This is a genomic window from Methylophaga sp., assembly GCF_030651745.1.
This window is the reverse complement of sequence record NZ_JAUSCC010000122.1, coordinates 1-24,331: the sequence shown is the minus strand read 5'-3', so window position 1 is coordinate 24,331 and position 24,331 is coordinate 1. Positions and strand designations below refer to the sequence as shown.

The window sequence follows — 24,331 nt, the reverse complement described above, 5'->3', positions numbered from 1 at the left end:
CAGTTCAAACGGCTTTAACAAAGTCGAGTATTTACATCCATTTGAAACAAACACCTAGCAGATATATCTAATAACTAATTTTACGTAATGTGTGTTCTAAGCCTTGAAAAAAACTTATCTCAGCATCAACAGAAATGCGTTCAAAATTGCAGCCATATACGCGTTCGTCTCTATTCTCTGGATTCTGTTATCTGACAGACTTCTCAACAGTTTACCGTTTGACAAACAAACTCTTCATTGGCTAAACATCATTAAAGGCTGGGGCTTTGTTATTTTAACGGCACTGCTTCTGTACGCACTCACCCGAAAGTTTTTTATCGATTCTAGTAAGGCGATGCAACAACAAATCGCCATTGAAGAAAGATGGCATTTCGCACTTGATAGAGCCGGTGACGGATTATGGGATTGGCGACTCAATGAAAAAATCTACGATTATGCCGGTAATTGGTCGAGCCTATTAGAACAATGCGGTGGCATCAATAACAAACTTGAAACCTGGTTGAATATTGTCCATACCGATGATGTAACAGGACTTCAAAAAGCTATCAATGATCACATTGATGGATTAACAGATAAATTTGAATGTGAACATCGTGTTAGTTGCCCTGGACACAAAACCAAATGGCTTTTGGCTAAAGGACTAGCTACCGAGAGGGATTCTAAAGGTGTGGCCATGCGGTTTAGCGGTGTTGTAATAGATATTACCAAGCAAAAAGAAACCGAGCACGAACTAAGGATTGCAGCAACCGCTTTTGACTCAAATGAAGCGAAAATGATAACCAGCACTGATAAAAAAATAGTCAGAGTTAATCGCGCTTTCTCTACTATCACAGGTTACTCTCAAAACGAGGTGATTGGTCAGGACCCATCTATTCTGAAATCTGGCCGTCAATCTGCCGACTTTTACCGAGAAATGTGGCGCAATATCCACGAAAAAGGCTACTGGCAAGGCGAAATATGGAATAAAAGAAAGAATGGTCAAGAGTTTCCAGAATGGCTGCGTATCAACGTAGTTAAAGATGAGAGAGGGAATGTCACAAACTACATTGCGTCGTTCAATGATGTAAGTGATTTAAAACAGGCGCGTCGGCAAATCGATCATTTATCTCATTATGACGCATTGACTCACCTCCCTAACAAGTCATCAATGATGTCTATGCTTAAGGAATTAATCGACTCTGCAAATCATTCGAGCAAGTTCGCGGCACTAATATTTGTGGATTTAAAGAATTTTAAAACGCTTAACTCAGCAATGGGCCATAACATTGGTGATGTCATACTCGAAGAATTCAGCTCTAGACTAGCGATGACATCCCAGCATATTTCTGTTGCCAGATATGGTGGAGACGTTTTTGCCATTCTGGCAAATAACATCGGCAACGATACTGATGATGCGGCATACAACGCTCATCATCTGGCTGAATTGCTGGTAACAAGATCTGCTGAACCTATTTTAGTAAATGATTTTCAGTATAGGCCCGAGATTCGTGTTGGCATTACCGTTTTTCAGCCGCGTGTAACAACATCGAATGAAATCTTGAAACAAGTTGAAATGGCTATTTACGAATCTAAAACTCTTGATACAGCTCAGATCGCTTTTTTCAATGAGGATATGCAGTCAAGGGTAGAAAATCGATTCAAACTTGAAGCCAGGTTAAGAGAAGCTATTCCAGATCAACTTTTCCTGACTTATCAAATGCAGATTAATGAGAAAAATACGCCTACTGGAGCAGAGGTACTAATCAGATGGCAAGATCCAGATGAAGGCATTATCTCTCCTGCCGATTTTATTCCCATTGCCGAAAAAACCGGACTGATTAACCAAATAGGCGACTGGGTAATAAAGATTGCCTGCCGACGATTAGCCATATGGTCATCTAAGCCTGACTTTGAGAATCTGACACTATCGGTGAATGTAAGTCTCAAACAATTCATGCAGCATAATTTTATTGAAAAAATCCAGGGTGAAATTACAGAATCATGCATCCAGCCGAACCGCCTGAAGTTGGAATTGACTGAATCGATACTTGTGGAAGACTACAATATCATCATCGACAAAATGGCAAAAATTAAGGCACTCGGTGTCATGATTTCTCTTGATGATTTTGGCACGGGGTTTTCATCATTGTCCTATCTAAAGAGGCTGCCAATCGATGAATTAAAAATTGATCAATCTTTTGTAAGCGATTTGATAACTAGTAACGAGAGTGAAGCAATCGTTGTGAGTATTATTCGTCTCGGCCAAAGTCTTAACATGAGCGTTATAGCTGAGGGGGTTGAAACCGAGGCACAGAAACAAAAACTCATGGAAATGAATTGTAAAAAATTTCAAGGCTATCTTTTTGCAAAGCCCTTACAAGCAGAGGACATTGAATCATTAATTACAAAGTGGAAATAATGAGGTGGTCTAGTTGAGTAATCTACCTGCGGATAATCAAGGTAAGTTTTTTGAAGCTGCAGTTGAACAAGCTTTCAATGCTGTTTTAATTACGCAATCTCAAAACGACCATGGAGATCATCCTATTATCTACGCAAACTGGGCATTCTGTAAGTTAACGGGTTATTCCCTAGAAGAGTTGATTGGTAAAGATCCACGAATATTGCAAGGTCCCGGAACCAGTAAAGTCGTTATTGATGATTTGAGAGCATGTCTGAAAACAGGTAGAAATTTTCAGGGATCCACTATTAACTACCGAAAGGATGGTGAGCCTTATTATGTTGAATGGACGATTAGTCCAATATTAGGTAGTAGCGGAAAGGTCGAATGCTACCTTTCCATACAGCAAGACATTTCTAATCAGAAACTAGCTGATAAATATAATGAGTTGCTGACCTCAGCATTCAACGTTACAGACGATGCCGTATTTATTACCGATAATAAAGCCAAAATTGAGTTTGTTAATGAGGCTTTTTTGCGCCTAACAGGTTATTCAAAAGATGAGATGATCGGGCAAAGACCATCCATACTCAAATCTGGAGAACATGCCAAAGACTTCTACAAAAAGCTTTGGCATACGATATTGTCGGGCAAAACATTCCGAGCGACTTTTATCAACAAAAATAAAAATGGTGAGCTCTATCACCAGGAACAAACGATCACTCCAATTCTGGACGATAATGGTGATGTGAATAATTATGTCAGTATCAGTAAAGATATGACGAAATGGGTCGAGGAAGAAATGGCTTTTCGTGAAGAAACACGAAAAGACTCACTGACTGGTGCTCTTACCCGAGGGCAAGGCGAAAGAGAACTTGAACACCTTTTTGTTTCAAATGGCGATAACGGCCCTATCTCACTGGCAATTATCGATATTGATTATTTCAAGAGAGTCAACGATACATGGGGCCACGACACTGGTGATGAAATAATTCAACTAGTCGCTACAGCCATGATAAATTCCGTGCGCTCAACTGACTTTGTCGTGAGATGGGGTGGGGAGGAATTCGTAATCGTCATGAACCAATGCAGCCTAGCAAGTGCAAGCATAATGATAGAGCGATGCTGCAACACTATTTCAAAAATTTCTCATCCTAAAGTTGGCAAAATTACTGTTTCTGTTGGCTTAGCACAAAAAGTTACTAAAGAAATGCCTCATGAGCTTATTAAAAGAGCAGATATTGCTCTTTATCAAGCTAAAGCTGAGGGACGCAATAGAATTGTAAAGAGTGGTTAGCTCATTAATTCTAAACAATCATGCTCAAAGGCATGGATATTGCTAAAAATTTTATAACAAACAACAAAGAATTCTGTTCATGAAGAAAAATCTGCCTATACATAATGAAGAAGTCCTCTTTGATGAGGAATTGATTTCCACGACAGATCTTAAAGGCATTATAACCAGCTTTAACAACGCTTTCCAAAACGTCAGTGGCTTTGAATCAGAAGAACTACTACATAAAAATCATAATGTTATTCGTCATCCAGATATGCCTTCGGCAGCATTTGCAGACATGTGGAGTAATCTCAAGTCTGGCAAACATTGGATGGGAATGGTCAAAAATCGTACTAAAAAAGGAGCTTATTACTGGGTCGATGCCTATGTGACTCCTATATTTGAAAACAATACTCTCATCGGCTATGAGTCTGTCAGAGCAAAACCCGACACCAAAACGATTCAACGAGCTCAACAAGTCTACGATGCACTAAATGCTGGGAAAAAGCCAAAACTGGGCAACTGGTTTCAGCGTTTGACGTTAAAAGGCCGAGTCACTTTGACCTCTTTATCGGCATTAGTTATCACAGCTGCTATAAGCTTTTTTGGTATGGCGTTTATACCACCGACGATCGCAGCAATGACTGGTTTGTTCGCCGGTGCTTTATGTTTTTTTGCTTTGAGGCCATTTGTTTTCAAGCGTTTGGATTCAGCACTGGCAGAAGCAAAATCACAAATCGACAATCCATTGATGGCAATGATATACACCGGTAATGATGATGAAATTGGTCAACTGAGCCTGCATTCAAAGATTCTTAACGCAAAATTACGAACTGTTTTATGCATGATGAGTGATACATCGCAAAAAGTTGAGAGTGAAGCATCGCAAACATTTAATGCTCAGTCGGAAATCACTAAATCAATGCTCTCCCAAGCAGATCAAACGGATCAGGTTGCAACAGCAATGACCGAGATGTCAGCCAGCATCTATGAAGTAGCGCAAAGTGCTAGCAATGCAGCAACAAAAGCCTCTGAAGTAGATGAGTTAGCAAAAAACACCTCAACACTGTCACTTACAGCTAAAGATGGTTTAGCCGCTATGGATGAGGCATTTGACGAGATTGTTGGAATGATCAATCAGTTAAACATTAGCACAAAGGCCATTACGCCGGTTATTGGTGTAATTTCTAATGTCGCTGAGCAGACGAATTTACTTGCGCTCAATGCGGCAATTGAAGCGGCAAGAGCGGGGGATCATGGTCGCGGCTTTGCTGTTGTTGCGGCTGAAGTCAGAAGCCTTGCCAGTAGAACACAAGAATCTACTAATGAAATTGCAGGTCTCATAGAGAAACTTAACAGTGCAATGACCAGCACAATTTCAAGTACGGACAGGCTTAAAGTAACCGCTAGTGAAAGCAGTCAAAGTGTTGAACAATCTATTGACTCAGTGACAGCGATTACGGGGAAAATTCGAGAGTTGAACGATTTAGCAACCATGATTGCCACAGCAGTTGAAGAACAAAGTGCTGTTAGTGAAAATATGAATGAAAATATTGTCAAAATTAATTCTGATGCAGAAGCCGTTGCAAACAGCTCTTCAGCATCCAGTAATAATGCCAAGAATCTTGCTCAGGAATCTTATAATTTAAGCAATATGATCCGCAGATTTCGTTCATAGATAATTTCATCTCATTGCGTGGGAAACCCTGCTCTTAAAGGCTGGGGGTTGACTGAGGGTCAAAATATTAATCAACTGCGCCTCATATCCTGGAAGAGCTACTTTATCGCTTTTCTTTTTCACCGGGTTTATGGGGGAAAAGGCCATAGTCAAAAGTATTTGTTTCAAACCTGAATAACTGTGCGCCTTGTTCAAAAATCTCAAGCTCTACCAATATTTTTTTTGCTCTGAACATACCTTCAGCTACCTTTTCAGCATTGTTTCTCACTCTATAGACATATCCTTTCACGTTAAATACCTTTTCAATACTGTGATTGGTCGCCTTCTCATTATCTAAGCGAATTGTTACGGAGCAACTGCCCAAACATGAGATCTGATCATTATCAATGGTAAATTCAATATTCCAACCATTTCGTGGGTGAAAGCGCGTTATCACTGATAGGGTCGCTTTTCTATTAAAGCTGACGTCAACTTGGTTGTCACTTAAAATCACGGCTTCATAAATAGGCTCATCCGTCATGGGGTCGTCAGTACTCTTATACTCCCATGTTGCCGCGTGCAAATGAGGGGTTACCAGTAAAAGACTTGCCAAGACGACCTTAGGGAGAAAATTTCTGTCACGCATGTGTAATGATACTCTTAGTGATATTGATGCTATTTTAAGGATGGGCATTCTAACAAGCTCAGACAAGCGTTTCGATATAATTTAGACTGAATTAGATTTAGACAAACAAGACAAAGAGAATGAGTGGTTAATGTCAGCTGAATACGACTCCAACACGGACGACCTGATGCCTTTTGTAAAGCTCGTTTGTCTGGATCTTCATCGCCTTGGATTAGGCGATTCGCTTATTTCAGGATATCTGGTGATGCAATTAGTATCACTCGCTCAGTCTTCGGAGCAGGGAGTTGATTTTCTGTCCGTGTTAAATGCCATTGAGAGCATAGAGAATGTGCCTTCAGAAGCAAGGCGTCGCGTTTCAGCTTTCCGCCAACAGCAGTCATTGGATGGGCTATTTAAGGCCCACTTTCATGATACAGCGTCCATAGTTCAAAACCTTCAACGAGGCCTGGCCAATCAAAGTGATGAAAAAAGAATATCTATATTTGAAAAATATGGCATTACAGAAGGTCAATCACCATCACCAGAGCAAATCTCAGCACTTACACACGAATTAGTATCGGGGACGTTGGAAGAACGAGCCGAGAATGAAAAAGAAAACACCGACGGATGGATAGTAATGGACAAGGTAGATGGTCGGTACCGGTATCTTTGTCTAGCTTCACATGAACTGGCACGCCAACAACCAGAGCAGCTCTTAGAGGAAATTGAAAAGGGTAGAGAGTCCATGCCCGATTTTCAGAAAATGTATATCTGGGCAATAAAGCAGTCCAAGCTACAGAAAATAGAGTAAGTAAAGACTAAACAACAACAAAAATAACGTATTAATTACATTACAACAGGAAAACAGTATGACAAGCACCCAACAACGCGCCGCCCTCCAAAGACAAATCTGGCAAATTGCCAATGATGTTCGCGGCTCAGTGGATGGCTGGGACTTCAAGCAATATGTGCTCGGTACGTTGTTTTATCGCTTTATCAGCGAAAACTTTGCCAGCTACATTGAGGGTGGCGATGACAGCGTGCATTATGCCTTGCTGGGTGATGAGGTCATTACTGGTGACATCAAAGACGATGCCATCAAGACCAAAGGCTATTTCATCTATCCAAGCCAGTTGTTTGCCAATATCGCCAAAGGTGCCAATACAAACGAAAGCTTGAATACTGATTTGGCCAATATCTTTGCTGCGATTGAATCCTCTGCCAATGGTTATCCGTCCGAGCCGGACATTAAAGGCCTGTTTGCTGATTTTGATACCACCAGTAACCGTCTGGGTAATACTGTTAAAGATAAAAACACCCGTCTTGCAGCAGTCCTCAAGGGTGTCGCGGCATTAGATTTTGGTGACTTTGAAGGCAGTCAGATTGATTTGTTTGGTGATGCGTATGAGTTCTTGATCTCAAACTATGCAGCCAATGCCGGTAAATCTGGTGGTGAGTTTTTCACCCCGCAGCATGTTTCCAGGTTGATTGCACAGCTCGCCATGCATAAGCAAACCAGTGTCAATAAGATTTATGACCCAGCTGCGGGTTCTGGTTCACTGCTTTTACAAGCCAAAAAGCATTTTGATGCCCACATCATTGAAGAAGGCTTTTTCGGTCAGGAAATCAACCACACCACTTATAACCTGGCGCGGATGAATATGTTTTTGCACAACATCAACTATGACAAGTTCAATATGATGCTGGGCAATACCCTGACTGATCCGCACTTTGGTGAAGATAAGCCGTTTGATGCCATCGTCTCCAATCCGCCTTATAGCGTGAAATGGATTGGCTCAGATGACCCCACGCTGATTAATGATGAACGCTTTGCCCCTGCTGGCGTATTAGCGCCTAAATCCAAAGCCGACTTTGCATTTGTATTACATGCACTGAGTTATCTTTCCAGCAGAGGTCGTGCAGCGATTGTCTGTTTCCCCGGCATTTTCTATCGTGGTGGTGCCGAGCAGAAAATCAGAAAGTATCTGGTGGATAACAACTATGTCGAAACGGTTATCTCACTGGCGCCAAATCTGTTTTATGGCACTACCATCGCCGTCACGATTCTGGTGCTCTCAAAACATAAGAGTGATACCACCACGCAGTTTATTGATGCCAGCGGTTTGTTTAAGAAAGAGACCAATAACAACACACTCACTGATGAGCACATTCAGAAAATCATGGACGTGTTCGACAGCAAGGAAAATGTTGACCATCTGGCCAAGTCAGTGCCATTTGAAGACATTGCTGCCAACGACTTCAACCTCTCAGTCAGCAGCTATGTTGAAGCATTAGATACCCGTGAAGTCATCGACATCACAACGCTTAATGCAGAGCTTAAAACCACCGTCAAAAAAATCGACCAGCTGCGAATGGATATTGATGCCATTGTGGCTGAGATTGAAGGTGGGGAGGCTTAAGGATGAGCAGCATGAGTTTTATGGAAAAACTCCTGGATGGGATTGAGGTTGAGTGGAAGCCTATCAGCGAGGTTACCTTGCGTACCAGCAATATCAGGTGGCGAGACGCCATACGAAGTTATCAATATATCGACCTAACCTCTGTAAGTATTGAAACAAAACAAATTACAGATACATCAGTGATCGCTCCTAATAATGCTCCAAGTCGTGCTCAAAAGCTTGTAAAAAAAGATGATGTAATCTTTGCAACCACTCGCCCTACTCAAATGCGCTATTGTTTGATCGGAGATGAATATAATGGTGAGGTTGCCAGCACGGGATATTGTGTTTTACGTGTAAAAAAGGAAGAAGTTTTACCAAAATGGATTTTGCATTTGATTTCGTCAGGTGAATTTAAAAACTATCTTGAAGAGAATCAAAGCGGGTCGGCATACCCAGCAATATCGGATGCGAAGGTAAAAGAATTCCAAATCCCGATACCCTGCCCAGAAAACCCCAAAAAATCGCTAGAAATCCAAGCCGAAATCGTTCGCATACTGGACACCTTCACCGAGCTGACCGCCGAGCTGACCGCCGAGCTTAGCATGCGAAAAAAACAATATAACTACTATCGGGATAAGTTGTTGACGTTTGAGGAGGGTGAGGTTGAGTGGAGGGCGTTGGGGGATGTGACGAAAATTCAGCGAGGAGCATCACCTAGGCCAATATCTAAGTATATAACTGAAGAGCAAGATGGCGTGCCATGGATCAAGATAGGTGACACTATCCCAGGCTCAAAGTATGTCAATGGCACTGCACAACGGGTCACACTTGAGGGTGCGAAAAAGTCACGGATTTTGAATAAAGGTGATTTTATTATGTCCAACTCAATGAGTTTTGGAAGACCCTACATTCTTGGTATAAAGGGAGCCATTCATGATGGATGGGCTTCAATTAGCGATTTCGGGCAAAAGCTTAATTCTGATTACCTATACCATTACCTATCATCAAACAAAGTGCAAAATTATTGGACAAGTAAAATCAATAGTGGGTCGGTAAGTAACTTGAATGCAGACATCATTAAGACATTGCCAATACCTATTCCTACCCTTTCCAGACAAAAGCGAATCGCATCCATCCTAGATAAGTTCGACGCCCTCACCAACTCCATCACCGAAGGCCTGCCCCGCGAAATCGAGTTGCGGCAAAAGCAGTACGAGTATTACCGTGATTTATTGTTAAGCTTTCAAAAACCAGACGAGCAGGCCGCTTGATATGTTGATGTCGCAAGGTAAAGTGACCCGATTACACTTTGCTTACCAAGCGATTGAGGATCTTAGCCGTACAGAAAACTGGTTGCTAACTGCAACTTCTAAGGATTGCTTACCAGTTCAAATCGTTAGTCGATTTAATCACATTCAAGGAAAAGGAGTTTCCGTTGACCAGCAATATTGAGATTTACCAAACCGATGACGGGAAGCTTGAGCTGAACGTTGCGCTTGAGAACGAAACGGTTTGGCTTTCACAGGCGCAAATGGCTGAATTGTTTGGTACAAAACGGCCAGCGATTACAAAGCATTTAAGCAACATCTACAAAGCCGCTGAATTGGCTGAAAAAGACACATGTTCCATTTTGGAACATATGGCAGATCACGGGCAAAAATACAAAACCAAGCTCTACAATCTCGATGCCATTATTTCCGTGGGTTATCGTGTGAACTCAGCGCGTGCAACGCAATTCCGGCAATGGGCTACACGCACGTTAAAGCAACATCTTGTTGAAGGTTACACGCTTAACCAGCGCCGATTGCAAGAACGGGGCGTTGAGTTTGAACAAGCGATTGCTCTGCTTTCTCGTACCCTTGCAAACCAACAGTTAGTGAGTGATGAGGGCGAAGCTGTGCTGGCTGTCATTAACGATTATGCGCGCAGTTGGAGCCTGTTGCAGGGTTACGATGAACAAAGTCTGCAAGCACTATCCAACAAACAAGGCGATATGCATGCGCTGATGCTGGATGACGCATTGGCCGCTATTGGTCAGCTCAAGAGAACGCTAATTGCTAAGGGCGAAGCCACTGAACTCTTCGGCCAGCTCCGAGGAGAAGGCCTAGCTTCAGCGCTGGCTACCATCGAGCAAGGTTTTGGTGACAATCTGTTTTACCCTAATGTCGCGAGTCGTGCTGCTCATTTGCTTTACTTTGTGATTAAGAATCACCCTTTGGCCGACGGTAATAAACGCAGCGGTTCTTTTTTGTTTTTGTGGTATTTGCGAATTAACCAGCATCTGCTAGCCAAGCCAGTTGAAGAATTGATTAATGACAACACGCTGGTAGCACTGGCCTTGCTAGTGGCGGAAAGCCAACCGGTTCAGAAAGAGCTGATGATTAGGCTGATTGAGCATTTTATTCTGCTAAAAACGGATAACTGAGGAAGACATGAGCGAATATAAAACCATCGCCGAGTCAAAGAATTTCATCGTACTCGAAAAATACACCAGGGAATGGGATGCGGTTGAAAGCTACCAAAGCGAAGGTGACTTAGAGCGTGAGCTGATTCAGGATTTGGTCAATCAAGGCTATGAATACCTGCCAAAGCTGACCAATCCTGAGACCATGCTGGCCAATGTTCGCGAGCAAATACAAACGCTCAATAACGTCACCTTTTCAAGCGGTGAATGGTTGCGCTTTGTCGAAACCTTTCTTGATAAACCCAGTGACGGTATCACCGACAAAACCCGCAAAATTCATGATGACTACATCCACGACTTCACGTTTGATGATGGTCGTATTCAAAATATCTACCTGCTCGACAAAAAGAATGTGGCGCGAAATAAAGTGCAGGTTATCAAGCAATTCGAGCAAGTTGGCAGTCACGCCAACCGATACGATGTCACTATTCTGGTCAATGGCCTGCCACTGGTACAGATTGAACTGAAAAAACGCGGTGTGGCGATACGTGAAGCCTTTAATCAGGTGCATCGTTATAGCAAAGAGAGCTTTAACAGTGATAATTCACTGTATAAGTACCTGCAGCTGTTTGTGATTTCCAATGGCACCGACACCCGCTATTTCGCCAACACCACCCAGCGCAACAAAAACAGCTTCGATTTCACCATGAATTGGGCAAAATCTGATAACAGCCTGATTAAGGACCTCAAAGACTTCACCGCCACTTTCTTCCAGAAAAACGTGCTGCTAAAGGTGCTGTTGCATTATTCAGTATTTGATACCAGCGATACGCTGCTTGTCATGCGTCCGTATCAAATCGCGGCCACTGAGCGGATCTTGTGGAAGATAAACAGCTCGTTTGAAGCCAAAAAATGGAGTGAGCCTGAAAGTGGCGGTTTTATCTGGCATACCACGGGCTCTGGCAAAACCCTGACCAGCTTCAAAGCAGCGCGTCTGGCTAAAGAACTTCCCTTTATCGACAAGGTGTTTTTTGTTGTAGATCGCAAAGACCTTGATTATCAAACCATGAAGGAGTACCAGCGCTTTTCACCTGATAGCGTCAATGGCTCTGACAGCACTGCAGGTTTAAAGCGAAACTTAGACAAAGATGACAACAAAATCATCGTCACCACCATTCAGAAACTGAACAATCTGATGAAAAGCGAGGGCGACCTGCCCGTATATAACAAACAGGTAGTGTTTATATTCGATGAATGTCATCGCAGTCAGTTCGGAGAAGCCCAGAAAAATCTAAAAAAGAAATTCAAAAAGTATTATCAGTTTGGTTTTACTGGTACGCCTATCTTCCCTGAGAACGCATCCGGTTCTGAAACGACCGCCAGTGTCTTTGGCAAGGAATTACATTCTTACGTCATCACTGATGCTATCCGAGATGAAAAAGTGCTCAAATTCAAGGTGGACTACAACGATGTCCGAGTGAAGTTTAAGGCCATTGAAACTGAGCAGGATGAACAAAAACTCAATGCTGCAGAAAACAGGGAAGCCTTGCAACACCCTGAGCGAATTCGTGAAATTTCTGAATATATTCTGAAAAACTATCGCCAGAAAACTCATCGACTGCAACCTGGTGCCAAGGGCTTTAATGCCATGTTTGCGGTGAGCAGTGTTGAAGCTGCCAAGCTCTACTATGAGTCCCTGAATAATCTTCAGAAAGACAGTGAGAAACCACTGAAAATCGCCACTATCTTCTCGTTTGCAGCCAACGAGGAGCAGAATATGGTGGGCGCCATACCTGATGAGAGCTTTGATGTCTCAGCTATGAACAGCAGCGCCAAAGAGTTTTTAAACGCGGCAATAGCTGACTATAACGCTTATTTCAAAACCAGCTTCAGCGTAGACAGCAATGGCTTTCAAAACTATTACCGTGACTTGGCCAAACGGGTTAAGGATAAAGAAATCGACCTGTTGATTGTCGTGGGCATGTTCCTAACTGGCTTTGATGCGCCGACACTTAATACCTTGTTTGTTGATAAAAACCTGCGCTATCACGGCCTGATGCAAGCCTTCTCGCGCACTAACCGCATTTATGATGCGACCAAGACCTTTGGCAATATCGTCACATTCCGCGATTTGGAAAAAGCCACCGTGGATGCCATTACGTTATTTGGTAATAGCAACACCAAAAACGTAGTACTGGAGAAAAGCTACACAGAATACATGGAAGGGTTTACCGACGCCGTCACCGGTGAGGCCCGACGCGGCTTTATGGATGTGGTGCATGACTTGGAGCAGAAGTTTCCAGACCCAGCCAACATTGAAAAAGAGGCCGACAAAAAAGAATTTGCCAAACTCTTTGGTGAATATCTGCGCGTTGAAAACATCCTGCAAAACTATGATGAGTTTGCCAGCCTGAAAGCGTTGCAAGATGTAGACATAAGCGATCCACAAGCGGTCGTAGCATTTAAGGCTGAGCATTACCTTAATGATGAGGATTTTGCCGCGCTGCAGACCATCAGAATGCCGGCTGAGCGTAAAGTCCAGGATTACCGATCAACCTACAACGATATACGAGACTGGCTGCGCCGTGAGAAGGCAGGGGAAGAGCAATCCAAGTCTAAGATTGACTGGGATGACGTGGTGTTTGAGATCGACCTGCTTAAATCTCAGGAAATTAATCTCGACTATATTCTGGAACTCATCTTCGAGCACAACAAGAAAACCACAAGCAAAGCTGAACTGGTTGAAGAAGTGCGACGGGTGATAAGAGCCAGTCTTGGTAATCGCGCTAAAGAGAGCCTTGTGGTCGATTTTATCAATCAGACCAACCTCGATGAGCTGGGTGATAAGTCTGGCGTAATTGAAGCCTTCTTTGCTTTTGCCCAAGCAGAGCAGCAGCGGGAGGCTGATGAGCTTATAAACCAGGAGAGCCTGAACATAGAAGCAGCCAAGCGCTACATCACCACATCACTCAAACGCGAGTACGCCAGCGATAATGGAACTGAGCTGAATACCATTCTCCCAAAAATGAGTCCGCTGAATCCGCAGTACCTCACCAAGAAGCAAAGTGTATTTCAGAAGATCGCCGCGTTTGTTGAAAAGTTTAAAGGCGTAGGTGGCAAAGTTTAGCTAAGAAGCTAATGAAATCATAATTAAGATTTATAGATGGCGGGGGATTGGTTCATGGATGGAACTATGGTTTTTTCATCTTTTTTGTCAGGCATATTGCTCATTTATTCTGGTAAGCAATATGGTGGAGTAGACAACAATAATTTCACAATACAAAAATCGAGGGACTGTCTTTAACCTCCATGCCGCTTGATATTCAAACCAATCGATGCCGCTACCATCCGACAAATTGATTCAAAAACTACGGGCATTACTAAGTTAAAGTTGGACTAGATGTTGGATGCAGATCAGCTAGTTCATGAACGAGACTATGCGGATGTACTTTGCGAATCCTAAAGCCGTCCTGCCCGTTCTGAGAAATGGTGAAGTGGTTTTACTGCCCTGGGGAAGAAGGCTTAATCAGGAGGGAGTGCTACCCGCTACCGGCTGGGCAAAACTGGAATCGATCTATGGCGGCATTTGGGAGAAATATCACCCCATTCCCGTAAAAATACCGGCGTTAAGCTTTATGGAGAAAGACTTTGAAGGTCATGGGCATTGGTATGACTTGCAAAAAGGGCAGTTTATACAGGGGTTGGTGGCAAGAGCAATGAACAGCAATGAACGACGAGTGTATGTCGTGACGCTAGAGCCAGAATTAGAAGATAATCAAATTCATGCCCGGTGGCCAAGAGTTGTTCAAGCAGGTGAGCCAAGTCGCAGACGCGAATAATATCTACTGCTTGACAACTGAAAAACACTCCTCCAGAATGAAACCATTCTCGTCTGTAATTATTTGCAGACTGAATCGCTAGCAGAACGAACTTTCTGCTCTCAATTAGATATGTCTACGGATGTATCAATACTCCTCAAAGTATTTCACAAAAGAGTCTGTCTTCTACGGAGGACAGACATTTGAAATGTAGTTCCCAATAGTTTTTTAAGAAAGTTTAGGCCTTATCGCAAAGCCTTCCTGCGGGATGATTTTGCCATAAGGTTTTTTCAAGCAATTTTCATGTTGCTTGTGAAGTGAACGTCGGCACTAACCGACACTCAATCGTTGTGATCTAAACTGCTCACAACACTACCCTCGGGGTCAGATGAATATCGGCCCTGGGCGGATAATGTCATTTGGCCCCTTTTTTGTTTTAAAGGAGCGTCAAATGAGCAATCACGAAGATTTTCCCGCTTTAGGTAAAGATGCTTGGACATTCGATATTCCGAGTGCTGAGCCGTGTCGTCTATTTTTGACAGAGCAAAACAATACGCCAACTCAAGTTTGGTTTATGGCAAGCGATGGCAAGACTAATGACGATTTGGCGCTGTTTGCGAAGGTGCTAACACTCGACCTTCAGCAAGAGATGCCAGACAAAGTACAGGAAAAACTGAACATGCTGGCGGGTGTTGCCGGCATCGGTTTCAGAATGGCTTTTCCACCTACGGGTGAAAAGCAGATGATGAAAGGCCAAGTAAGCGCCATTGCAAAACTACTTCTGTATAGAGGTGATTTTATGATGACGGATACTCCCGAACTGCGTCAGCAGCATAAGGGAGATATCTGGAGTGTGGATGTCTTAAATCCGTACACGCAAACGGTTTTCACCATCAAGATCTCAGAGCCAATGGTTGAAGGTCGTAAACGTCCTGTCAGTATCTGGCTGGAAGGTCATAACCCTGAAATATTGGATGGGCTATGTGCTTTGCTCTCAGCAGATATGGTGAAGGATTTATCACGACTTGCCATCAAGCTGAAGGCATTGCTCGAACCCCAAACCTCTATGACAGGCATGACTGAGTATCGACTCGACAATTTGAGCGCGTATATCGCTTACGTGTTGTTGAGCCGTTATGAAACTCACTTCTACATGGACAAACGCATTAATGTTATGCCGTATGTAAATGTAGTGTCGTTAAATAGCAATAAGTCATCCAATGAACGTAGTTTTTCACATGTATTGGAGGTTGGCTGAGAGTCCTAAAGAGTTGCCCTTGCGGCGACTCTTTTTTTAGATGCATTGTTAATCAGTGCGACTAAGAAAAGGGTTTCTGCGCTGAATACTTGTTATTCAGGCTGAAACGTTAAGCAGTAGCGTTAATTACTGCTCTCATGGGTGTTTGACCAAGGTTGAACACTGTAATTCAAGTCCTGCCCTCAATGGGAGTGTAGGAAACCCTTTTTAGGAGAAGTTTATGTCAGTCAATAAAGTGATTTTAGTTGGTCGTCTGGGTGTTGATCCGGAGTCTCGTGCATTTCCAACAGGTGGCAGTATCTGCAATCTGCGAATTGCAACCTCTGAGTCCTGGAGAGACAAACAAACAGGCGAACGACAGGAAAGAACGGAATGGCATCGGGTAATTCTGCGTAATAAGTTAGGTGAAATTGCACAGCAGTACCTGAAGAAAGGCGCACAGGTCTATATCGAAGGGCGTATTCAGACGCGTAAATGGCAAGATAAAGGTGGTAATGATGTTTATACCACTGAAATTGTCGCATCTGAAATGACCATGTTGGACAGCAAATCGAATGCAGGCTCATCTGCAGGAGATATGCCACCACCAGCTGGTGGCCATAACGATATGGATTACAATCCGGGTGATTACGGTAGCGGTGAAGACTACTACGGTTAAGGAGGCACATCATGGCTGCAACTAACTCAAAAGTAGTTCATATCCAAAATCAAAACGGTGAAACGAATCAGTATGTGAAAGTCTCTGCCCGTGTACCTGAGTTTTTAAAGGTATATGGTCCAGATAAAGGCTATCGCGTATTGGCTCATTCCACTGATTACCTGGACTTTGCACAGGGCCGAAAGGAGCTGTGCATTGCACTGGCAGCACAAGGGAAGCTTCCTGAACAGCATATTAAGGAGCTGATGGAAGAGCGTAAAGTTGTCTTCAAGTCGCAATTAGTGGACAAAGATGGCAACGTGGTCGCGGAGAGTTCTGCAATCAAACCAATTTGGAATCTTAAAGATTACGAATCCGGTGAGACGGCAGCTTTTCAACGATTACTCGCTCGTTTGGGATTTGGTGGCGATGTCTTTGATTCAGATGAAGACAATGACATGAATTCCCAAGGCCTTGCCTTTGATACTGTAAGTGATGCGCCTAGTCAAAGTCAGACAGTGGTAATGCAACCTGTGGTAGTGGAAACACCTCGCAGCGAGTCAAAACCTGCTGAATCTGCCGAGACTAAGACCGTCAGTTCTACGGAGCAGTCGGAACCGGCCACGCCTGTCCAACAACGACAGACAAATGACACAAGCACCAGTCGCGGTGTAAAAGCAGACCCGACCAAGGTCCAGCCCGCACAACGACGCCAGCTTGAATCATTGGCCAGAGTGAAGGGTGTAGATTGCCCTGTTGTGAATACTGTTGAAGAGTTTCGCAATGCACTGTTACATCTGAAAGGTTTACCTTTACTCACTTGAAAAAACTAAACCCCTACTGAATTTATCAGTAGGGGTTTTTTCATTTAATAATCCCATAAATTGAACATTTACTTTATACAGCGAACACTTGAAAAAAGTAACAAGACTGATTTTAAGTTTAGTTAGGTGTTTACCTTAAGTGTGAGTCCTAGTAAATATGTAGATAAATCTGGATAATCACGAATTATAAGGTGTTGCTTCTCCATAGGATCAAGGACTGATGAATGTTCAAATATAAGAATCTTGCAATCATAGCTCTCTACTTACTTGCTACCCCGGCACTCTCAGAGGACTATCAATCAAATAGTCTCTTTAAACACGACTATAAGTGTGTCGCTGATGAAAAAGGCGGATTTAATCATAGTGCTACTGGCCATGAACTCGGTAAATTCATAGTTGATGAAGAGTTTTTCTTGGTACACATTTCAAATATTCCTGAAAAAGTCATACCAGATATGCTGAAAGTAGCCACTGCGCATAAAATAAATCAAAAGAAAGGTCTATCAAGTCAAGAAGTGGAAGTTCTCAGGAGAAACGAACTAGAAAAGGATTTTTTGAATAAGCAAGTAATTAGCACTTTGACAATAGAAGAAGGCTCCTATTTTTTTCGTGAACCCAGCGAAGACCCCAATGATGCTATTACATATTTAAGGGGAGATCATTGCGATGCAGTGAAAAACAATAACTATGCTTCTATCAATTGCCATATAGGCGATTACGCGAAAACATTTCAATTTAATCTTGCTACTGGTAGATTCACATATTCATATGCAGGCACTTGGAATGATGAAGTAGAAGACGGATATTATGGTGACTCATCATCATTTGCTTTTGGAACGTGCGAAATATACTACCGATAATCAAAAAATAGTTGCCATTACTACTTTGGCCTAGATATCAGAAATCTTAGTGTAAAAATCATTACACAATTGAAAAAGCCCCCCCTACTGATTAATATCAGTAGGGGGGGGCTTTTTACAGCAATATCAGTCTGAAGCAGACATCCAATAGTCAATTAGACCAACATCACGATAGTACTGGTACAGCTTCCAACTCAACTTGATTACGATGAACCAGCGTTTATTTCGTACTAGTTTTTTATTGTTATTATCCATTGATACCTCATTTAAAATCAGCCACAAATGGGCTGTTCAAATGTATTTATCGTTTTGGATCTTTAAGCGTTCTTAACCAGCTTTGCGCTGTTGTGAATCGGCCTCCAAGCTGTGTTCTTTCCTATCGGTCATATTTCATTCACATTTTCTGTGGATAAGTCTGTCAGTAACCACATAAGGACGTTGGCCAGTCGAAAAGAAAGTCCGCTGGTTAAATAATGAGCAACGTGATCCAAGGCGTTGACACCCATCTGTTAAATTGGTATTTTCGTATCCAAATATCGCTTCCTGCGATTCTTGGCTCCCGCCAGGCTCAATAAGATACGTCCACTGGCCGTACTCTCAGCTCGAAAGAGCAAATCCGATTGAAGTTAAATTTTTCACGCAGAAATCTTTTGTGTGTCTGCACGTCTGTACGTTTTTTTCGTGCCTCCAGACCAAAGGTTTCTGATCGACATTTATTTGTCGATTGAAAGCGGCTTGCTGACCGTTTAATCAGCACTCAATCACCCTTCAGGGCACACAAACTGCCCTGTAGGGATAGCTTTGTCTGTGCCATTCCGAAGGATTTTCAATTCAAGGAGGCACAAATGAAGTTTAAGACGCTGAGACGTGATGAAGTCCTGCAAGAGATCATCAAACAAGCGGGTGCTAATGCAGAATTTAAAGTATCCCGTGTAGATCAGAAGGACGACCATGTTACTCGCGCCATGTGGGCGGGTGACAAGTTAGTAATCATTCTCGAAAAGGCACGCAAAGTCGTGGGCTATAACCTTTTCAGCAGATCCCAACAAAAACGAGCTAAAAAATATTCGCATGCTTTCCTCGAAGAGAAGCGGATTTTGTGGCAAAGGAGTGAGCAATGATTCTCAGTCCTAGCCGAGTTCAGAAGGGTCAGACTTGCATGAAGCAGGTCTGGTACCACTACAAGTTGGGTATAAGACCAAAAGTTACTTCAGCAAACCTTGCTTTCGGTAAAGCGGTGGATGACACCGTGATGGATTACTTAAAGGCAGTCACGCTGGGGAATCGGATTTCTTCTATTGAAGATGTCTTTCTAAGACATTGGAAAAAGCAGTCATCAATTTCACTTGAGTATTCGTCTACACAGTCGGAGCAAAAGCTGAAAGACATGGGTGCTGCGATGGCTGGGAAGTTTCCAGCTGCGTGGGAGGAGTCTGAGCTGATGGTTTTTATCATGCCAGATGGTCAACCTGCATTGCAGGTTGACCTCGCAGTTCAGTTAGCACCGAAAGTTAAATTGCGGGGTTATCTGGATTTAATCGCTATGGATCAGCTTGGCAGAGTCATCATTATCGACATCAAAACAACCGGTGTTGCCTATGATGATTTGTATGTTCGCCAATCCGATCAGTTAACGGCGTATCAGCTGCTCGTAGATAGTCATGCGCAGACGTTAGGGATAGAACAGACCGACCAGGTTGGTTTCATGTGCTTGCACAAGAAAAAAGACCCGGTTATCCATTCACCCCAAATCGTTGACCGCAGATCGTCAGATCGAGTCTCGGAATACATTCAGACCTGTCAGTGGTTTGTTAACGACTACAACAATGGGCGGTTTAACCGCAGCCCGCTTGGAGCCTTTAACAGTCCTTGTTCAATGTGTGACTTTAACCGGTTATGCAGTGAGGGATGCACTGAAGATTTGGAGATTCCAGATAGAGCGAAAGTTGCTCTGCAGTTAGCAGCGTAGGAGGACGAGAAATGATGCAATTAGCATTGGATCTCGATCTCCTTCCCCTCAACAAAGAATCTTGGGATATTACCGAGGAGCTTATTGAGGGGCTGCACGAAGAGTTCTACATCCGAAGCATTGAGCAAATGCGTGATTCTGTTCGCGGAGGCGAGCAGTGGCAGGAGTTAATGGCTTGGTTGGACGAACCCATCGTTGATGATAATCGCCCCTTTAGCTTTGCAACCTGTTGCAAGGTGATAGGGATCGAAGATCCGGAAGCGAATCGCGACTCAATTAAAAAATATCTGGCTATGTGAATAGTTAGAAATCGTTTCACCCCTTGGGGTGGTTTTATACCACCACCCCTTCGGGGGTGGTGTTATTTCATTTTGGAGATAGCACATGAAAACAATGCAATACGATATCGGTTTAACATTTGGCATCGAGGCAGCAAAGGGACAATTTATTACTGGGTACGAACCGGGTTCACAGTATGTTCCAGTCGCTGAAGCTAATTATCGTTTTGACAAAGGTGTTTTACGAGATCTGATGGTCTGGTGGAACATGAACCTGGCAGGCGTCAATAAAGACGGCATGTATTTGTTCGGACCCACGGGTGCGGGTAAATCGGCTGCTTTAGTGAACTTTTGTGCATTACTGAATATACCGATGTATGAAAAAACGATATATGAAGGCATGGAGTTTGACGTTCTGATGGGCCGTACTGAAATCGTCGGTGGAGACACTGTATTTATGTATGGTGTTGTGCCACTGGCGATGGGTGCAGAAAATGAACCTGGAATACTGGTGCTCAATGAGATTGACCGAGCAGATGATGCAGTCTTAACTGGACTGTACGAAGTATTAGCAGGGCGTCCTTTGGTTCTGGATGCAGCTGGTCATCATGTCGTAAAACCTGACGATGCATTTTGTTTTGCAGCAACAGGTAATACGAACATGGCCGGTGCTAGTGATGATTACAGTAATGCCAATAAGCAAGACCTGGCATTTGTTGATCGTTTCTGGAAAGTATCCGTGGGCTACCCGGAAAAAGAAGTGGAAGTAGGCATTCTGAAATCAGTGGAACCGGATTTATCCGACGAGCTGTGCGAAAAGATGGTTGATGTTGCAAATGACATTCGCAATCTGCACACCGAAGGGGAAAACCGGATACCGTTGACCATGAGTACACGGACGCTTTTACGCTGGGGACATATGACCAAAGCTTATCACGGGTTTGGCCGTGCAATAGAAGATTCACCTATTGCATACGCGTTGAACCGGGCACTACTTAATGTAGCTGACCGACCAACCCGAGCGGCCATTATCGAAGTTGCTGAATTGCACATCGGTGATGCCTGGACAAGTGGTTCTGCTCAAGCAACGACTGGAAATGGAGGTAAATCATTCAATGACTGATTTGTATGATCTCTACCGAAACGACAGTCCAGCTGGTCAAGGGACAAAAGACTGGGCCATTAAAGCCTCAGCAGGAAACGAACTTACCGTTATGTTTGGTAAGACCGGCTCCAAGCTTCGTACCAGGGTGCTTAAATTAGACCTTGGCACGGATGCGAGGAGCGAGCTGATTCAGCGTTCAAGCCAAAAGCTGAGTGAAGGTTACTCACTGATTGGTAAGGCGCGTATCGACGACAAAGGCAATGTCACGTTAGCTCAGGATATCGAGCAAGCAACGTGGAGTTTGTCTGAGTTGGACGAGGTGGAAGTGGAAACCGCATTGAAATCACTGGTTGATGACATTGTGGAATACAGCTTCGACACTGGCTTTAATATATTGCCGATATCGGCTGAATATGACGCAAACCTGAAAGGAGCCATCATTTCGTGTGATGGCTTGCTTCCAACGGGAGGCTGGCAAATCGCAAGAGATGCTGGATTAAGCTTCCTATCAGGGGGGAAAGTCATGGGGGGTGGCAAGATCGATTACTCACTACAGCTTTTGCTGCTGGTGGGTTTATCGAAAAAGCTTCCCGATGGCAGCGTTACAGCCGTAGCGTCTAAAGGGCAAAATGATCGGGATCTGATGCCAAGCAAGCGAGGCCTACCGGCTGACTTTGTTGAAGGATTGGAATTACCGAGAAGCTATGTTCGTGAAGTCGCACAGGCAATTGGCATAATCGCCAAACCAGTTCAGATTTTATCTCAGGAGGCTGTCAGTACGCCGGCAGCTATTTGTTTTTAACTTTCAATTGAGCCGTTCCCCTAGGGGAGCGGCTTTTTTGTTTGTAACGATAACCGGCTTGGACCAATATCCGGTTATTGATTCAAATCAGTGAGATAGACCTATAGAGTGCATAGTGAATTAATCCAATTGAGGCATTCTTATGAGTCCTATCCGAATTCGTTTTGACCACGAAACAGCATATACCCGTGACTGGCTGACGGATAATGAAGCCGAAGCACAGCGAATACTAGCCACCTATAAGGCCAGAGAGGTCAGCCCAAGATGTGAATGTACTGACAAGATGCCGCCTATGTATATCGCACATCGAACTCGCTATTACCTTGCTCGCAATCCGGGTACCGGAACACTACATTCACCTGAATGCCCATCGTTTGAGATGGAAAAAGAAGATAGTGGCAGAATCACATACGAAAGTGATGTCATTAAGCCGAAAAATGATGGCACGTTGTCATTAAAGATCCTTGCACCACTGGCACATAAGATTGTCGATAGATCACCTAAAGAAGCCAGAGATATCGACGCAATGGTGCCACCAAGACCGAAATCACCCACGGCTAAACGAGAAGCCATGTCTTTGACAGGCCTGCTTGCTTTGATGTGGGAGGAGGCAGAACTGAACCGTTGGCATCCAGGCTTTAATAATCGGCGTATTTGGGCAGTGGCCAGAACCCGTCTCTTGGATGTCGCACAAAGACTCAATACCAAGCGTATTAACGTTGCAGATGTCTTGTATATACCTGAACATTTTAACGAATCTCAAAAAGACGCCATTGATGCTCGAAGAAAAGAGGCATTTAAACGCATCATGACCAAAACCAGTACCGTCACTAAGTACATGATGGTGGTCGGGGGGATTCGTAAAATCTCAGCACAAGAGAAGTCAGTGGCGATTACACTCCGTCATCAAAGTGAGTCGGTGAAATATTGGGGATCTCAGCACGTACTCAAAAAACTCAACAATGGTCCTGTTGTAGAGATACTAAGTGATGTAAACGATCCGCGCCTGGTCTACACATTGATGATCGTGAGTCGTGATATTGATGAGGTTCTGCATATTCAGGATATCGGCTTTCTGATAACCGACATCCATATGATACCGACGTATTTTGAACAAGACCGGTTGTTGACAGAAAAACTCGTCATGGAAGGGCATAAGTTCATTAAGACCATGCGCTACGATGGTTCTAAAGAATCTGTATTTCCAGACTATCTGCTGGTGGATAACCCCAATGCAATACTGCCAATGGCCATCTTCCGAACGTTTGCTTCAGAAACGGTCATTGAGCAACGTCATCAATCAAAAGAGCGATGGAAAGAGAAGTATGGCAAGTACTGGATCTGGGATATGGAAAAGCAAGGTGAAAGTATTCCAGTCTTGCCAGCACCACCAGCAACCCGCACTGACAAAATCTAAGCCAAAAATCAGGGTTACACATGGAAAAAACATCGCTGTTTATCGCTCTATCAGTGCTCGCTTTGGGTAGCAGTTATTGTTATTACCGTCTGCAGAAAATGACACCGCAAGGCAGTAGGTTTCGCAAACTGAAGAAACCTGTCTGGTGGCTTGCAGCATTCAATATATTGCTACTGGCCATCTCCCATGTAGCGGGCTACCCGAAAGCTCTTCAAATACTCTTTTACATTGGCCTAACCGCTGGATTTGTATGCATTCTCGCCACCGCAAAGCATCCCAAACCCAGAAAAGTTATAGAAAAGGTCGTTGAGGTGGCGGCTACGGTGGCTTTTATGTTGCTTATCTGGTTCGCAAAGGCGATGGTTTCATCACGCAGTAGCTATGGAGGTGGCAACAATGACAATCCTTATTCGTTTGAAAAGCAAGATGAAGACGATTGGATGATGAATCGCATTGATAATTATGGCAAATGGCGTGACAATTGACATCCTCCCCGGCCTAAAGGCCGGAGATTCCTACGGCGCTCATCCCGGCATCGCGCCGCAATGAGTTGCTTCGGTGGGTTCCTGCTGCTGGCGACATTACTGCGTCGCTCACTTCACAGGCGCAACGGGCGTGTCCC

The 24,331-nt window shown here is 43.7% G+C and carries 21 protein-coding genes; 20 read left to right on the top strand and 1 reads right to left on the bottom strand.

Translation table 11 applies throughout. The features are described from left to right. The first annotated feature begins 103 nt into the window (after positions 1-103). The 3 genes from Q7V21_RS14100 (at position 104) to Q7V21_RS14090 (ending at position 5,331) form a co-directional block, all read left to right on the top strand. Positions 104-2,398: a bifunctional diguanylate cyclase/phosphodiesterase gene (locus Q7V21_RS14100; protein WP_304917901.1), complete on the top strand. Its 2,295-nt coding sequence runs from the start codon at positions 104-106 to the stop codon at positions 2,396-2,398. Between the two features lie 13 nt (positions 2,399-2,411). Further along, positions 2,412-3,674, top strand: coding sequence for a PAS domain-containing protein (locus Q7V21_RS14095; protein ID WP_304917900.1), 1,263 nt, complete (start codon positions 2,412-2,414; stop codon positions 3,672-3,674). Positions 3,675-3,753: 79 nt separating this feature from the next. Continuing rightward, positions 3,754-5,331, top strand: coding sequence for a methyl-accepting chemotaxis protein (locus tag Q7V21_RS14090; RefSeq protein WP_304917899.1), 1,578 nt, complete (start codon positions 3,754-3,756; stop codon positions 5,329-5,331). Between the two features lie 103 nt (positions 5,332-5,434). Here Q7V21_RS14090 and Q7V21_RS14085 read toward each other — a convergent pair whose 3' ends face one another. Next, complete coding sequence (locus Q7V21_RS14085; protein ID WP_304917898.1) at positions 5,435-5,956, bottom strand: hypothetical protein; 522 nt, start codon at positions 5,954-5,956, stop codon at positions 5,435-5,437. A gap of 130 nt (positions 5,957-6,086) precedes the next feature. On the opposite strand from Q7V21_RS14085, the gene Q7V21_RS14080 reads away from it, so the two are divergent. From Q7V21_RS14080 to Q7V21_RS14000, 17 genes are all read left to right on the top strand, one after another. Next, entirely contained in the window at positions 6,087-6,746 is a 660-nt protein-coding gene (locus Q7V21_RS14080) for a hypothetical protein (protein ID WP_304917897.1), read from the top strand. Between the two features lie 58 nt (positions 6,747-6,804). Further along, complete coding sequence (locus tag Q7V21_RS14075; RefSeq protein ID WP_304917896.1) at positions 6,805-8,355, top strand: type I restriction-modification system subunit M; 1,551 nt, start codon at positions 6,805-6,807, stop codon at positions 8,353-8,355. A gap of 11 nt (positions 8,356-8,366) precedes the next feature. Continuing rightward, complete coding sequence (locus Q7V21_RS14070; RefSeq protein ID WP_304917895.1) at positions 8,367-9,608, top strand: restriction endonuclease subunit S; 1,242 nt, start codon at positions 8,367-8,369, stop codon at positions 9,606-9,608. 164 nt (positions 9,609-9,772) lie between these two features. Next, a complete protein-coding gene (gene rhuM, locus Q7V21_RS14065) occupies positions 9,773-10,762 on the top strand; it encodes a virulence protein RhuM/Fic/DOC family protein (protein ID WP_304917894.1) in 990 nt (329 codons plus the stop codon). A gap of 7 nt (positions 10,763-10,769) precedes the next feature. Further along, positions 10,770-13,868, top strand: coding sequence for a type I restriction endonuclease subunit R (locus Q7V21_RS14060; RefSeq protein ID WP_304917893.1), 3,099 nt, complete (start codon positions 10,770-10,772; stop codon positions 13,866-13,868). A gap of 298 nt (positions 13,869-14,166) precedes the next feature. Next, the gene (locus Q7V21_RS14055) at positions 14,167-14,580 is read left to right on the top strand and encodes a hypothetical protein (protein ID WP_226069776.1); all 414 of its coding nucleotides are present in this window, start codon (positions 14,167-14,169) and stop codon (positions 14,578-14,580) included. Between the two features lie 430 nt (positions 14,581-15,010). Continuing rightward, positions 15,011-15,817, top strand: a complete 807-nt coding sequence (locus Q7V21_RS14050) for a hypothetical protein (protein ID WP_304917892.1) — start codon at positions 15,011-15,013, stop codon at positions 15,815-15,817. 220 nt (positions 15,818-16,037) lie between these two features. After that, positions 16,038-16,475, top strand: coding sequence for a single-stranded DNA-binding protein (locus tag Q7V21_RS14045; protein ID WP_264177802.1), 438 nt, complete (start codon positions 16,038-16,040; stop codon positions 16,473-16,475). Positions 16,476-16,486: 11 nt separating this feature from the next. Then, positions 16,487-17,278: a hypothetical protein gene (locus Q7V21_RS14040; protein WP_304917891.1), complete on the top strand. Its 792-nt coding sequence runs from the start codon at positions 16,487-16,489 to the stop codon at positions 17,276-17,278. Between the two features lie 224 nt (positions 17,279-17,502). Continuing rightward, positions 17,503-18,138, top strand: coding sequence for a hypothetical protein (locus Q7V21_RS14035; RefSeq protein ID WP_304917890.1), 636 nt, complete (start codon positions 17,503-17,505; stop codon positions 18,136-18,138). An 845-nt stretch (positions 18,139-18,983) separates the two neighbouring features. Beyond that, a complete protein-coding gene (locus Q7V21_RS14030; protein ID WP_226069779.1) occupies positions 18,984-19,259 on the top strand; it encodes a hypothetical protein in 276 nt (91 codons plus the stop codon). Then, positions 19,256-20,107: a PD-(D/E)XK nuclease family protein gene (locus Q7V21_RS14025; protein ID WP_304917889.1), complete on the top strand. Its 852-nt coding sequence runs from the start codon at positions 19,256-19,258 to the stop codon at positions 20,105-20,107. The genes Q7V21_RS14030 and Q7V21_RS14025 overlap by 4 nt, the downstream gene beginning before the upstream one ends. Before the next feature lie 11 nt (positions 20,108-20,118). Further along, a complete protein-coding gene (locus tag Q7V21_RS14020; protein WP_304917888.1) occupies positions 20,119-20,406 on the top strand; it encodes a hypothetical protein in 288 nt (95 codons plus the stop codon). 85 nt (positions 20,407-20,491) lie between these two features. Continuing rightward, positions 20,492-21,508, top strand: coding sequence for an AAA family ATPase (locus Q7V21_RS14015; RefSeq protein ID WP_304917887.1), 1,017 nt, complete (start codon positions 20,492-20,494; stop codon positions 21,506-21,508). Beyond that, the gene (locus tag Q7V21_RS14010; RefSeq protein ID WP_304917886.1) at positions 21,501-22,292 is read left to right on the top strand and encodes a hypothetical protein; all 792 of its coding nucleotides are present in this window, start codon (positions 21,501-21,503) and stop codon (positions 22,290-22,292) included. Before Q7V21_RS14015 ends, Q7V21_RS14010 begins: the two co-directional genes overlap by 8 nt. Before the next feature lie 142 nt (positions 22,293-22,434). After that, a complete protein-coding gene (locus tag Q7V21_RS14005) occupies positions 22,435-23,709 on the top strand; it encodes a DUF1173 family protein (RefSeq protein WP_304917885.1) in 1,275 nt (424 codons plus the stop codon). 20 nt (positions 23,710-23,729) lie between these two features. After that, positions 23,730-24,194 (top strand): hypothetical protein, encoded by a 465-nt coding sequence (locus tag Q7V21_RS14000; protein WP_304917884.1) that lies wholly within the window; start codon positions 23,730-23,732, stop codon positions 24,192-24,194. Positions 24,195-24,331: the final 137 nt, after the last annotated feature.